The following is a 13,696-nucleotide window of genomic DNA, read 5'->3' on the forward strand; positions in this document are numbered from 1 at the left end:
TGGTTTCCCGAATTGTGCGGCTGGCTACTGGCCTCTAGACTTGCTTTTTCTGGATACCAGCTATCCGTAAAACCTATACATTCATCGGTGAAAACCCGCACCCACATGCCCGCACAAAACACCTCATGGACCTGACGCGCCTGCACTATTTCGCCGCCGTGGTCGAGGCCGGCAGCTTCAGCCGAGGCGCCGCCGCGCTCCACATGTCGCAACCAGCACTGAGCCGCCAAGTGTTGCTGTTGGAGCAGGAAGTGGGGCAACCGCTGCTGGTGCGCACCGGCCGTGGCGCAGAGGCTACCGAGTCCGGCCTGGCGCTGCTGGCCCATGCGCGCAACATTTTTGAGCTGGCCGACCGCGCCCGCGCTGACATGCACGAACGCCGCGCCAGTCCGCACGGCCGCGTCATGGTGGGCTTACCACCCCGCGTGGCACAAGTGCTCACGGCAGACTTGATAGAACGCTTTCGCGCGCAGTACCCCGACGCCGTGATCTGTGTGGTGGAAGCGCTGAGCATTCGCCTGCGCGAATGGCTGGTGGCCGGCAAGCTGGACGCGGCCATTCTGTTCGACCCGCCGCACTCCGCGCAGGTGCAAGAGGAAACCTTGGCGCGCGAACCCCTGGTGCTGTTTGGCCCCAAGCCCTTGCCCGCCCGCATGAAGCTGGCCGATGTGGCCGCCCTGCCCCTGGTCATGCCCAGCGGCCCCAACGCGCTGCGCCAATTGCTGGAAAAAGAAACTCGGCCGCGCGGCCTGCCGCTGTCCATCGTGGCCGAAGTGGACTCGGTACAAACCGTGTTGTCGCTGGTGGCGCGTGGCGTCTCGCACACCGTGTTGCCCGCCAGCGCCGCGCGGCTATGGAACTACCCGCAACCGCTGCACGTGGCCGCCATCGTCAGCCCCGCCGTGCGCAACCGCGTGGTGCTGGCCGTGCCCAAGGCGCGCCCCGCCACCCGGCCCAGCCGCCTGGCCACCGAGTTGCTGCGCACCCTGGCGTTGGCCTACTACGGGCAGGATGAAAAGCCGCGTAGTGCGGCAACGCGGCAGCGCAAAGCCAGCTAAGCCGTGGCCATCAGACCGTAGAAAGACAGCCGCTTGGGTGAGCCACACCCACCACCTTTCGGCCAGGCCTGCGCCACGCATGAGAGGCCCGTGGGATGCTAAAGTGGCGACGTCGAAAAAGGCAAACTTGGTTTGGTCAGCCCAAGTTCCTTCGGAAACGAAGGCTCTGTTTCTTGCTCACACAAGAGGCCCCACGACGAACAAGCGATGCCACTCGGGCATTCATTTCTTGTTCGTCCGTGTGGTTCTCAAATCATGAACTGCTCCGGTCGAACAGACACTCAGGAGTATTTGATGCGCAATTCACCAACACATGATTTCGACGTCGCCATCGTCGGCGCGGGCCCGGTGGGTTTGTTTCTGGCCTGCGAACTGCGTTTGCGCGGCGTCTCAGTTCTGTTGCTAGAACAGGCCCTCGACCCGACCTCGCCGTTCAAGCAACTGCCCTTTGGCATGCGCGGCCTTTCCGTGCCCACCATGGACGCCTTGAACCGCCGGGGCTTGTTAGACAAACTCAAGGCACAAACAGCCGCCCAAAGCCCGTCAACCAAGGGCGGCGCGACACAGGCGGCGCATTGGATGCAACAGCCGCGCCGCCCCGGCGGCCACTTCGCCGGCATTCAGTTTTTTGAAGACAACATCGACTCCAGCAAGTGGCCGTATCACCTGCCCCAGCCGGCAGTGGGCGGCATGGCGACGACGATGGAAGCCATGGAGACTGTGCTGGAGAGCCGCGCCCGCGAGTTGGGGGCCGACATCCGGCGCGGTCTGGGCGTGCAAAACGTGAATGCCTCGATGGACGGCGTAGCCCTTCATGCAGGTGAACAGGCCTTCAACGTACGCTGGCTGGTAGGTTGCGACGGCGGCCGCAGCTCCGTGCGCAAGTTGGCGGGCTTTGAATTTGTGGGCACCGCGCCTGAGTTCACGGGCTACTCAGTGGAGATTGAGATGGCCAATGCTGACGCACTGGCACCAGGCAGGCACTACACGCCGAACGGCATGTACACCTACCAACCGCCCGGCACCATCGCCATGGTGGATTTCGACGGCGGCGCTTTTCATCGCACGCAGGCGATGACCCAGGAACACGTGGAGTCGGTGCTGCGGCGTGTGTCCGGTGCGGCGGTCAACATCACTGCAGTCAAGCTTGCCACCACCTGGACCGACCGCGCGTTTCAAGCCACGGCTTACCGCAAAGGGCGTGTGCTGCTGGCGGGCGACGCCGCCCACATCCATTCCCCTCTTGGCGGCCAAGGGCTGAACCTGGGTGTGGGCGACGCCATGAATCTGGGCTGGAAGTTGGCCGCCACCATCCTTGGCGAAGCGCCAGAGGGCCTGCTCGACAGCTACCACGCGGAACGCCATCCGGTGGGGGCGCAGATCCTCGATTGGTCGCGTGCCCAGGTGGGGCTGATGCGGCCCAGCCCAAGCTCACGCGCGCTGGAAGCCATCATCCGCGAGCTGATCGATACACGCGATGGCGCAAGCTATTTCGCTGAACGCGTGTGGGGGTTGAGGTTGCGCTACGAGCTGGGAGACAGCCACCCACTGGTTGGCCGCAGCGCGCCGGAGTTCGAGTTCAACGATGGAAGCCAGCTCGCCGAGCACCTTCAAAAAGGCCAGGGCCTTTTGGTGGATTTTGGCCGCAACGCACAACTGAAATCAGCCGTTGCGCCATGGCACGGGCGCATCGCCTATGCGGCGCAAGGCGCCACCGAGCGCCTTGGCCTGCAAGCGCTACTGGTACGCCCTGACGGCGTTGTAGCCTGGGCCAGCGATGCCGACCCCGACGCAGCGGCGTTGGCACACGCTGCTTCGAAATGGTTTGGCAGAAGCGCGCCGCTCGTCGCAGCCGGCGTAGAAAAAACTGATTGATGAAGTGCGTCTCTGGGTGTCGCCACAGGGCTTCACCTGGTGTTCGCAGACGTATGCCTATCGGTCATCGGCATGGAACTTGCTGTACGTATTGAGTCTTTGACCACATACAAAACGATCGCACTATGAACATTCGCCATCTTGTCACCACCCTGGGTTGCACCGTCGGCCTGCTGAGCTTCTGCGCCCCTTTGCTGGCACAAAACACCTACCCCGACCATCCTGTGAAGATCATCGTCGGATTGCCGGCCGGTGGCAGTGTGGACATGATCGCTCGGGCACTAGGCCAGAAGCTCAACACCAGCTTGAACCAACCCTTCATCATCGACAACCGCGCGGGCGGGTCCGGACAGATCGGCATGCCGGCGGTGGCGAAATCGGCGCCGGACGGCTACACCCTCACGGTGTCACCCGCGTCGTTCCTGACCACCAACAAGAGCATCTTCAAGACCCTGCCCTACGACCCCGAGGCCGACTTCACCCCCGTGGCGCGCCTGGTCAACCAGCCCATGGTGCTGGTGGTGAAAGACAAGCAGAAGTACCCCACTCTGGCCGCTTTTCTGGCCGCTGCCAAGGCGTCTCCTGGACAGATTACGTTCGCCTCGTCTGGCGACGGCAGCCCGCAACACCTGGGCGGGCTGATGTTCGAGACCCGCACCAAAGTCCAACTGCTGCACGTGCCCTACAAGGGTGGCGCACTGGCGGTCAACGACACGCTGGCCGGCACGGTGGACGCCATGTTTGCGGTGCTGCCCGAAGCCCTGCCGCACATTCAGGCGGGCAAGCTGTTTGCGCTTGGCATCATGAGCCCACAACGCACGCCCAAGCTGCCCAACACCCCCACCATGGCCGAAAGCGGCATTGCTGACTTGTCGCTCTCCGCATGGATTGGGCTGCTGGCACCGGCCAAGACGCCGCGCCCCATCGTCGACAAGCTGAACGCCGCCGTGCGCGCTGCCATGGACGCAGAACTCACGGCCAAGCTGGGTGAAAGCGGCATCGAAGTCGCACCAAGCTCACCCGAAGAACTGCAGCGCACGATTGCCGCAGACATCAAGCTTCACGCAGAACTGGTCAAGGCCGCAGGCTTGGTGCCACAGTAAGGGAGCGTGACTTCCGGCGATGCGGTCAACCGCATCGCCGGAACCGTTACAATCCACGAGCTACCCGTCAAGGTAGCCGCCCGAGTTATGACTATTGCAGGGGCGTTAACAACTGCTAAAACGTTGAGCCGCGACTCTTCCCCGCACGCAGCAGACGTTCTCACCGTCTGCGGGGCAAGAAAAAATCAAATGCAGGTATTTCAATCCACCTCTGGCTGGCAAATCGACGCGCGCGTCACACCCACGGACTCTGGCCACCATTTGCTGATCAGCCGCTTCGTCGCCACAGCCAAACGGCCTGAACACCAGGTGAAGTTCTCTGGCACGTTCTCGACCGACGAGTTGCAGCTTTTGCGCGATGCGTTGAATGACGCGCTGGACAATAAGCCGAGCGCCAACGAACGGCGCTAACCGCAGTCCGTAAAAAAGGGGCCTTGCATTGCTGCAAGGCCCCTTTTCTTGGGTCTGAAACTTAGCGTTTCTTCCCGGTGCCAGGCCGCTTGGCGGCACCAGTTTCACGGGGTGGTAGACCGGTATGCTGGGTCAAAATGCGGCCGCGTTGTGGTTTGCCGCTGATCACCTTACCGGCTCCTGCGGCCTTGGCCGCACCTGGCGCCTTACCGGCCACAGGGGTGGAATTGGAACGGCGCGCACTTTGGTAGGTGCCGTCGGTCAGCGGCTGCCAGCTTGGAATCAAATGCTGCTTGCCGTTGCCAATCAGGTCGGCACGGCCCATGGCCTTCAAGGCTTCGCGCAGCAGCGGCCAGTTGTTCGAATCGTGGTAACGCAAAAACGCTTTGTGCAGGCGCCGGCGCTTGTCGCCACGCACGATGTCCACCGACTCGCTGGTGCGCGTGATCTTGCGCAGCGGGTTGCGGTTGGTGTGGTACATGGTGGTGGCCGTGGCCATGGGGCTGGGGTAGAAGGTTTGCACCTGGTCGGCGCGGAAACCGTTCTTCTTCAGCCAGATGGCCAGATTCATCATGTCTTCATCGGTCGTGCCCGGGTGCGCAGCGATGAAGTACGGAATGAGGTACTGCTTCTTGCCCGCTTCAGCCGAGTACTTCTCGAACATCTGCTTGAACTTGTCGTAGCTGCCGATGCCCGGCTTCATCATCTTCGACAACGGGCCTTGCTCGGTGTGCTCGGGGGCGATCTTCAAGTAGCCGCCCACGTGGTGCTGCACCAGCTCTTTCACGTACTCGGGCGACTGCACGGCCAGGTCGTAACGCAGGCCGGAGCCGATCAAAATCTTCTTGATGCCCTTGAGCGCACGCGCACGGCGGTAGATCTTGATGAGCGGATCGTGGTTGGTGTTGAGGTTCTGGCAGATGCCCGGGTACACGCAGCTCGGCTTGCGGCAAGCGGCTTCGATCTCCGGCGTCTTGCAGCCGATGCGGTACATGTTGGCCGTGGGGCCACCCAGGTCGGAAATGGTGCCGGTAAAGCCCTGCACCGAATCACGAATGGCTTCCACCTCTTTGATGATCGAGTCTTCAGAGCGGCTTTGGATGATGCGGCCTTCGTGCTCAGTGATGGAGCAGAAAGTGCAGCCGCCAAAACAGCCACGCATGATGTTGACCGAGAAGCGGATCATCTCCCACGCCGGGATTTTGGTGGCACCGTCATGGCTGCCGTTTTCATCGGCGTAGCTGGGGTGCGGGCTGCGTGCGTACGGCAGGTCGAACACATGGTCCATCTCGGCCGTGGTCAGCGGGATGGGTGGCGGGTTGATCCACACGTCACGCGCGGTGTTGCCTTCACCATGCGCCTGCACCAGCGCGCGGGCGTTGCCGGGGTTGGTTTCCAGATGCAGCACGCGGTTGGCATGGGCGTAGAGCACAGGGTCGGCGCGCACTTGCTCGTACGAAGGCAGGCGCAACACGCTGCGTTCACGCGGCGGCACTTTGTGGGAGCCCAGACCGCGCAGCGCGGGGTTCGGCACAAAGGTCAGCGGCTTGACGTTGGGGTTGGTAGCCAAGGCTGCGGGCAAGGTGATGGCGCTGCCAGCCTTGCCACGGGCGGCGGCTTCGGCCTGCGCGGCGACGGCGTTGGCTTCGTCTTCTTTGGCGCAGGTTTCGCCGTTGGCCTTGGCCTGGTCAGACACCATCAAATACGGGTTGATGTGCGCTTCGACGCGGCCGGGCGCATCCACCGTGGTGGAGTCAATCTCGAACCAGCCCTCGGGCGTGCTGCGGCGCACAAAGGCCGTGCCGCGCACGTCGGTAATGTCTTGCACCGGCTCTTTGGCACCCAGGCGGTGGGCAATTTCGACAATGGCGCGCTCGGCGTTGCCGTACAGCAGCAGATCGCACTTGGCGTCCACCACGATGGAACGGCGCACCTTGTCCGACCAGTAGTCGTAGTGCGCGATGCGGCGCAGGCTGCCTTCGATGCCGCCCAGGATGATGGGCACATCGTTCCACGCTTCGCGGCAGCGCTGGGAATAGACGATGGCGGCACGGTCGGGGCGCGAGCCGCCCACGTCACCGGGGGTGTAGGCGTCGTCGCTGCGGATTTTGCGGTCCGCCGTGTAGCGGTTGATCATCGAATCCATGTTGCCGGCGGTCACGCCGAAGAACAGGTTCGGTTTGCCCAGGACCTTGAACGGCTCGGCGCTTTGCCAATCGGGTTGGGCGATGATGCCGACGCGGAAGCCCTGGGCTTCCAGCATGCGGCCGATGACGGACATGCCAAAGCTTGGGTGGTCGACATAGGCGTCGCCGGTCACCACAATGACGTCGCAACTGTCCCAGCCCAGAGCTTCCATCTCCTTGCGCGAGGTCGGCAGAAATTTGGCCGTGCCAAAACGGGATGCCCAGTACTTGCGGTAACTGGTCAGCGGCTTGGCGGCGCGCGCAAAAAAGGAAACGTCAACTGGGGCGTTCATCGGGGTCTTTGTGGGGGAATAACCCTAGATTGTAGTTGCTCCCCTCTTAAAACACCCACTGTAGGGCTACTCAGCCCCTCCTTATCTCAGAGGCCGCGTAAATCCGAGGTATCGACCCGATGGCCCTTGTCGGCGCTGTGGCGGCCGCGCTCCAGCACCGCCATCACTTGGTAAACCTCGGCGGGCGTGACCGGCGGTGCTTCTGCCTGGCCGCGCAAAAACGCCGCCACCTGGCCGTAGTAGGCAAGGTAGTTGCCCGGCAGATCGGGCGCTGCGCGACGAACCGGCGCGCCGTCTTGCGGAAACACCAGTTCGCCCACATCCGGATCGCGGCCCCAGGCGGCCAGATCACCCCACTGTGGGCGGGCGCCGGCTTTCAGGGCGTCTTCTTGCGTGTCCAGCCCATATTTGATGAACGAGCCCTTGGTGCCGTGCAGCGCATAACGCGGCCCGAGCTTGGGTACCAGCGCGCTGCCGTGCAGCACCACACGCAAGCCGGGGTGTTGTCTGTCATAGCGAAACTGGGCGTGGAAGTAGTCGTTGGTGCGGGCGCCGTCGCGCTGCAGGGCCAGGTCAACCAAGATGTCGTCGGGCACGCCAAACAGTTGCAGCGCCTGGTCGACCAAGTGCGCGCCCAGGTCCACCCACAGGCCAGAACCGGGAATGTCGTCATCACGCCAGCGGCTCAGCACCTCGGGGCGGTAGCGGTCGTAGTGCGACTCGAAGTGCACCAAGCGCCCCAACTCGCCGCTGGCCGCCACTTCACGCAGCGCCAGAAAATCGGCATCGAAGCGACGGTTTTGAAACACCGCCAGCATGCGTTCGCCGGTGCGCGCCAGGCCCAGCAGGTCCTCGGTCTCGGCCAGGGTGACGGTGCACGGTTTGTCGACCACCACGTGTTTGCCGGCCAGCAGTGCCGCGCGCGCCAGCGGGTGGTGGGTTTGGTTGCTGGTGGCGATCACCACCAAATCAATATCGGGATTGGCAAAGGCTTCGTCTGCGGTGGCCACGACCAGTGTGTGGGGCCAGTCCTGGCGCACGGCTTCAGGCTTGCTGCTGACGATGCATGCCAGTTCAATGCCCGGCGCGCCAGACAACAAGGGTGCATGAAAAATCCGCCCGGCAGAACCGTAGCCCACCAAAGCCGCGCGCACCGGGCGGTCGGCGGTAAGACGTTGAACAATGGTCGGAGAATAAAAGTGAGCAGGTTTTGTTTGCGGCATGCCCATATGATCCCTCGAAAATACGCATACGCGGCGTTTGCGCCGATTTCCCTGTGTTACAAACTTGCCCATGCCAGAACGCGTAGCTGACTCGCCCCATTTCAATAAAGCCGTGGCCCAGATGGGCGAACAACGGCCCCTGGTCGCCACCAACGCGATCTTCACCGCCCAAGGCATCAAGCTCATCGACCGCGGCACCAAAATGACCGCCAAGCTGTATGAGCGCCTCATGCAGCACCAGTCGGCCGAGCCCTGGCAAAACGCACTCGATGTAGAAGGCCCGGTACGCGGCCGCGACCTGCGCGCCACGGCCGAAGAGCTGTTTACAGAACTGCCGATGTTTGCCCGCATGACACCCAAGCCGCAGGATCGGCTGGTGCTGCTGGACTTGCTCGAATCCCTGCCGCTGCCCAAGCCCATCGCCTTCCAGCTCACGGTGGCGCGCGACGTCCACCCCGAGCAGTTCAGGTACTTCGTGGCCACGGCCTTGATCGCCGGTTGGCTGGGCCGCCGCCCGCAGGTGCTGCGCTCAGACCTGGTGATGATCATGTCCGGCGGACTGCTGCACGATCTGGGCATGCTGCATGTCGACCCCGTGCTATTGCAGCCCAAGCAACAGATCAGCCGCAACGAGCGGCGCCAGTTGTATTCACACCCGCTGGTGTCGGCCCTGTTGCTGCAAGAGCACAAAGAATATTCGCGCGACATGGTGCGGGCTGTGCGCGAACACCATGAAATGTTGGATGGCTCGGGTTACCCCAGCGGCATCTCTGGTGCCTATGTCAGCCCCTGGGGCGCCCTGCTGGCCTTGGCACAACTGGTGGCGGCCATGATCAAGCCGCACCGCAGCCATGCCGAGTTGCGCCTGTCGGTGCTGTTGCGCACCAACCGCCAGCGCTACCAGCCCGAGCTGGTCACCCGCGTGTTGGCGCTACTGAACCCGCCGCCCGAAGAAGACGCCATCGTCGAGCCATTTGACGAAGAAGTGCCAGACCCCGTGGCCAGCCTCTCGGCTATCGACAAAACCCTGGCCGATTGGCCCGCCTCGCTGGCCGGCGACGCACGCGTCACCCAAGCCCGGCGTAGCGCCCTGCTGCATGTGGCCGCACGTTGTGCGCGCATGCGCCGCACGCTGGTGGAAACCGGCACCTCGCCCGACCTGCTGAGCCAGATCGACACCTCCACTATCACCGGATTGACCGCCATTGAGCTATCGCTCATCACCCGCGAAATGGCCTGGCAACTGCGCGCGCTGCAACGCCAGGTGCGCTTGAACTGGGTGGAGTCGGCCGAAGAAAGCTACCCGCCGCCGTTGCAAGCCTGGTTCAACCAGGGCGACGAAGCGGTATCGAAGATCCTGTCCAGCTAATCTAAATACACAAGGAAAGAGACAAACACCATGCGCTACCGCCCGACCGACCTCCTGGCCTACGCCGAAGCCCTGCTGACCCAAGCAGGCCTGGACGCTGAAAAGGCCCGCGCGGTAGCCGAAATTCTGCTGGAGGGCGACCTTCTGGGCCACAACACCCACGGCTTTGCGCAACTGGCGGGTTACCTGGGCGAACTCAAATCGGGTGCCATGGCCAAAGACGGCGGCCCCACCGTGCTGGCCGACCACCCCGCCGCCATCAGCTGGGACGGCCGCCGCCTGCCCGGCCCGTGGCTGGTGCTCAAGGCCATGGACATTGCCATGGAACGCGCCGCGCGCCTGGGCACCTGCACGGTGGTCATTCGCCGCAGCCACCACATTGCCTGCCTGGCCGCCTTCTTAAAGCGCGCCACCGACCAGGGCTTGCTGATGGTGCTGACCTGTTCCGACCCCAACGGCGAGAGCGTGGCCCCGTTTGGCGGGCTCGACCCGGTGTTCACGCCCAACCCGATCTCGGCCGGCATTCCCACGTCGACGCTGCCGGTGTTGATGGATGTGTCGACCTCGGCCACCACCAACGGCTTGACCAACCGCCTGCACAAGGAAAACCGCCATCTGCCCGCGCAGTGGGTGATGGATGGTCACGGCGAACCCAGCGCCGACCCGGCGGTGTTGTTTGCCGACCCCAAGGGCACGATCTTGCCGCTGGGCGGCAAAGACTCAGGCCACAAGGGCTACGGTTTGACGCTGCTGGTCGAGGCCCTGACCGGCGGCCTGGCCGGCCACGGCCGCGCCGATCCCAAGGAAGGCTGGGGTGCCACGGTGTTTCTGCAGATCATCGACCCACGCGCCTTCGCCGGACTCGACGCCTTCACGCGCCAGACCGACAAAGTCACCCAGAGCTGCCGCGCCTCGCGCCCGGCCAAGGCGGGCCATCCGGTGCGCACGCCGGGTGAAAACGGGTTGAAGCTGCTGCAACAGCAGTTGCTGGATGGCGTGGCGCTGTACCCTTCCATCATCCCGTCGCTGGCGGCGTGGGGCGAGGCGTACCAGGTCAAGGCGCCCGAGCCTATTCCTGAAGCCTGAGGTTTTTCAGAGCGTCGAAAGCCTGGAGCGCCTCCAGCGCATCGTCGCGCCAGTAGTTAGCCGCGTCGTAAAACCCCTCCCACACGCAGCCGTTGCAGCCGCGCCCACAACACGTGGTGGGCGCTGGCGGCGGCGCGCGCAACACCGCGCCAGTCTTGGCCAATCGCAGTTGCAGTTCATCAAACACGGCCAAGGTGGTGGCGTGGTCGTTAAGGAGCTGCGTCAGATCAAGCATGGATCAGCTACGGAAGTAGGTGGGATGGCAAAGGCCCGCATTCTGCCGTAATGGTGCCAAACCATGGGTTGAGATGATTCCCTCATATGTTTATGCACATATTGGTCAAACAAAAATGTAGTTTGTATCCATAAGGGCCACTTTTATAGTGCAGCCCTATGCACGATATCGCGTTCGTTTTTGCTGGCTTTTTTGTCGGGTTCATCGTCGGTTTAACCGGCGTAGGCGGCGGCTCGTTGATGACGCCGTTGCTGATCTTTTTCTTCGGCGTGAAGCCGCACTTGGCGATTGGCACCGACCTGCTGTTTGCTGCCTTCACCAAGATGGGCGGCTCGGTCGCTCTGGCGCGCGCCAAGGTCATCGACTGGTCCATCGTGTTGCGCATGGCTGCAGGCAGTGTGCCCGCGTCGCTGGTCACACTCGCCGTGTTGAACCACTTAGGCCCGGCCGACCCAGCGGTGCAGCGCGTGATGACGACCACGCTGGGCGTGGCTCTGTTGCTGACCGCTGTGGCCACACTCTATAAAGCCATTCGCGGTAAAACCGCCGGTACCCCGGCCGCTGCGGCCATCGCCAGCCACCACCCCACGCTGCGCAGCAAGGTGCTGCCGGTGGTGTTTGGTGCGGTGATTGGCGCCTTGGTCACGCTCACTTCGGTAGGGGCCGGCGCCATTGGTGTGCTGGTGCTGATGCTGCTGTACCCCGCCCTTTCTTTGCCGCGCATTGTGGCGGTAGACATCGCCCACGCCGTGCCGCTCACGCTGGTGGCCGGTCTGGGCCACGCATCCATCGGCTCGGTGGAATGGGCCCTGCTGGCCAAGTTGCTGGTGGGCTCGTTGCCGGGCATTTGGATTGGCTCGCAACTCATGCGCAAGACGCCTGAGCGCCTGATTCGCTCCCTTTTATCTCTGCTGCTGGCCTACGCCGGCGCAAAGTTGATCGCTTTGTAGAACAATCGCGGGTTTGCCACCAATGCACACGTGAGGCCGCCGGCTTGACCGGTGCGCTGCAAGCCCCTCAACCTTCGATGACGTTGACCTAAAAGATGTACCAATACACCACATTCGACAAGCAGTTCGTTCAGTTGCGCGCCGCCCAGTTCCGCGACCAATTGGAACGTTGGCAAGCCGGCAAACTGGCCGAAGACGAGTTTCGCCCGCTGCGCCTGCAAAACGGCTGGTACGTGCAACGCTTTGCGCCCATGCTACGCATCGCCGTGCCTTACGGCGAAATCAACAGCGCGCAAGTCCGCGTGCTCGGCACCATCGCCCGCGACTACGACCGCAAGGAAGAAAACGACCTCTCCAAGGCCAACCCCGGCCTGAGCGATCTGACCAGCCTGCCCAGCGCCGTGGCCCACTTCACCACGCGCCAGAACGTGCAGTTCAACTGGATTCCCTTGGTCAAGAGCGCCGACGTGATGGACCTGCTGGCCAGCGTGCACCTGCACGGCATCCAGACCAGCGGCAACTGCATCCGTAACACCACCAGCGACGAACGCGCTGGTGTGGCCGTAGACGAAATCGCCGACCCACGCCCCATCGCCGAAATCATTCGCCAATGGAGCACGCTGCACCCTGAGTTCGCCTTCTTGCCACGCAAGTTCAAGATCGCCATCACCGGCGCGACCGACGACCGCGCCGCCACCGCCTGGCACGACGTGGGCCTGCACGTGTTGAAGAACGAAGCCGGCGAAGTGGGCCTGCGCGTGATGGTGGGCGGCGGCATGGGCCGCACCCCCGTGGTAGGCACGGTGATCCGCGAGTTCCTGCCTTGGAACCAATTGCTCAACTACCTCGAAGCCGTGATCCGCGTCTACAACCGCTGGGGCCGCCGCGACAACATCTACAAGGCACGCATCAAGATTCTGGTGAAGGCCGAAGGCCAACGTTATATCGACGAGGTCGAAGCCGAATACAAGGAAATCATTGCTCACGACGGTGGCCCGCACACCATCACGCAAGCCGAGCTGGACCGCGTGTCCGCCAGCTTTGAAGTGCCCGCCAGCCGCCAAGGCACGCTGCCCGCATCGACCATTGCAGCCCCCGCCAACTTTGACACCAGCGCCACGGAATACCAACGTTGGTTGAAGCAAAACGTGTCGGCCCACAAGAATCCTGCACTGCGCATCGTCACGCTGTCTTTCAAGCGCCCCGGCTACTCGCCCGGCGACGCCACGGCCGACCAACTGGCCGGTGCCGCCGACCTGATGGACCGCTACAGCGCCGGCGAAGCGCGTGTGACGCACGACCAAAACCTGGTGCTGCCTTGGGTGCGCGAAGACGAGTTGACCGCGCTCTACACCGAGGCCCGCGCCGCTGGCTTGGCCCTGAGCAACATCCGCCTGCTGACCGACATGATTGCCTGCCCCGGTGGCGACTTCTGCGCCCTGGCCAACGCCCGTTCGTTGCCGATTGCCGAGGCCATCACGGCGCGCTACCAGGACATGGACGAGCTGCACGACCTGGGCGAGATCGACCTGCACATGAGCGGTTGCATCAACTCTTGCGGCCACCACCACAGTGCCCACATCGGCATTCTGGGCGTGGATAAAGACGGCCAGGAGTGGTACCAAGTGACGCTGGCCGGATCTGATGGCTCGGACCTGTCCGGTCACGCCGCTGCCGGCAAGGTAGTGGGCCCCTCGTTCAGCGCCGCTGAAGTGCCTGAAGTGATCGAAGCCCTGCTCGACACCTACCGCGCCAACCGCCAAAGCGATCAAAGTGGTCATGGCAAAACCGAAACCTTTATCGACACGCTGCGCCGCGTGGGCCAAGACCCGTTCAAACAAGCCGCCAACGCAGCCCGTATCAGCACCGGCCGTCCTGCTGCTGTGGCCGCCTAAGCCTCTGTTTGA

The 13,696-nt window shown here is 63.3% G+C and carries 11 protein-coding genes; 8 read left to right on the forward strand and 3 right to left on the reverse strand.

Features of this window, described 5'->3' with window-relative positions:
* Nucleotides 1-125: 125 nt before the first annotated feature.
* The 4 genes from ACPWMG_RS16135 (at nucleotide 126) to ACPWMG_RS16150 (ending at nucleotide 4,447) form a co-directional block, all read left to right on the forward strand.
* Nucleotides 126-1,058, forward strand: coding sequence for a LysR family transcriptional regulator (locus tag ACPWMG_RS16135; protein WP_483300495.1), 933 nt, complete (start codon nucleotides 126-128; stop codon nucleotides 1,056-1,058).
* Nucleotides 1,059-1,352: 294 nt separating this feature from the next.
* Nucleotides 1,353-2,933: an FAD-dependent oxidoreductase gene (locus ACPWMG_RS16140; RefSeq protein ID WP_483300496.1), complete on the forward strand. Its 1,581-nt coding sequence runs from the start codon at nucleotides 1,353-1,355 to the stop codon at nucleotides 2,931-2,933.
* A gap of 125 nt (nucleotides 2,934-3,058) precedes the next feature.
* On the forward strand, nucleotides 3,059-4,036 hold the full coding sequence (locus ACPWMG_RS16145) for a Bug family tripartite tricarboxylate transporter substrate binding protein (RefSeq protein WP_483300497.1): 978 nt from the start codon (nucleotides 3,059-3,061) through the stop codon (nucleotides 4,034-4,036).
* A gap of 189 nt (nucleotides 4,037-4,225) precedes the next feature.
* The gene (locus ACPWMG_RS16150) at nucleotides 4,226-4,447 is read left to right on the forward strand and encodes a hypothetical protein (RefSeq protein WP_483300498.1); all 222 of its coding nucleotides are present in this window, start codon (nucleotides 4,226-4,228) and stop codon (nucleotides 4,445-4,447) included.
* A 61-nt stretch (nucleotides 4,448-4,508) separates the two neighbouring features.
* Here the strand turns inward: ACPWMG_RS16150 and ACPWMG_RS16155 are convergent, their stop codons facing one another.
* A complete protein-coding gene (locus tag ACPWMG_RS16155) occupies nucleotides 4,509-6,926 on the reverse strand; it encodes a YgiQ family radical SAM protein (RefSeq protein ID WP_483300499.1) in 2,418 nt (805 codons plus the stop codon).
* A gap of 86 nt (nucleotides 6,927-7,012) precedes the next feature.
* Nucleotides 7,013-8,149: an oxidoreductase gene (locus tag ACPWMG_RS16160; RefSeq protein WP_483300500.1), complete on the reverse strand. Its 1,137-nt coding sequence runs from the start codon at nucleotides 8,147-8,149 to the stop codon at nucleotides 7,013-7,015.
* 70 nt (nucleotides 8,150-8,219) lie between these two features.
* Between ACPWMG_RS16160 and ACPWMG_RS16165 the strand changes: the two genes are divergently transcribed.
* On the forward strand, nucleotides 8,220-9,518 hold the full coding sequence (locus ACPWMG_RS16165; RefSeq protein ID WP_483300501.1) for an HD-GYP domain-containing protein: 1,299 nt from the start codon (nucleotides 8,220-8,222) through the stop codon (nucleotides 9,516-9,518).
* Between the two features lie 30 nt (nucleotides 9,519-9,548).
* Entirely contained in the window at nucleotides 9,549-10,604 is a 1,056-nt protein-coding gene (locus tag ACPWMG_RS16170) for an Ldh family oxidoreductase (protein ID WP_483300502.1), read from the forward strand.
* Here ACPWMG_RS16170 and ACPWMG_RS16175 read toward each other — a convergent pair.
* A complete protein-coding gene (locus tag ACPWMG_RS16175; RefSeq protein ID WP_483300503.1) occupies nucleotides 10,588-10,839 on the reverse strand; it encodes an oxidoreductase-like domain-containing protein in 252 nt (83 codons plus the stop codon). The two genes, ACPWMG_RS16170 and ACPWMG_RS16175, sit on opposite strands and share 17 nt — an antisense overlap.
* A gap of 158 nt (nucleotides 10,840-10,997) precedes the next feature.
* Between ACPWMG_RS16175 and ACPWMG_RS16180 the strand changes: the two genes are divergently transcribed.
* Nucleotides 10,998-11,789, forward strand: a complete 792-nt coding sequence (locus ACPWMG_RS16180) for a sulfite exporter TauE/SafE family protein (RefSeq protein WP_483300504.1) — start codon at nucleotides 10,998-11,000, stop codon at nucleotides 11,787-11,789.
* A gap of 95 nt (nucleotides 11,790-11,884) precedes the next feature.
* The gene (locus tag ACPWMG_RS16185; RefSeq protein WP_483300505.1) at nucleotides 11,885-13,684 is read left to right on the forward strand and encodes a nitrite/sulfite reductase; all 1,800 of its coding nucleotides are present in this window, start codon (nucleotides 11,885-11,887) and stop codon (nucleotides 13,682-13,684) included.
* Nucleotides 13,685-13,696 lie beyond the last annotated feature (12 nt).

Origin of the sequence: Hydrophilobacter chitinilyticus (genome assembly GCF_049860745.1) — a bacterium.
GTDB lineage: Bacteria > Pseudomonadota > Gammaproteobacteria > Burkholderiales > Burkholderiaceae_C > Rhodoferax_B.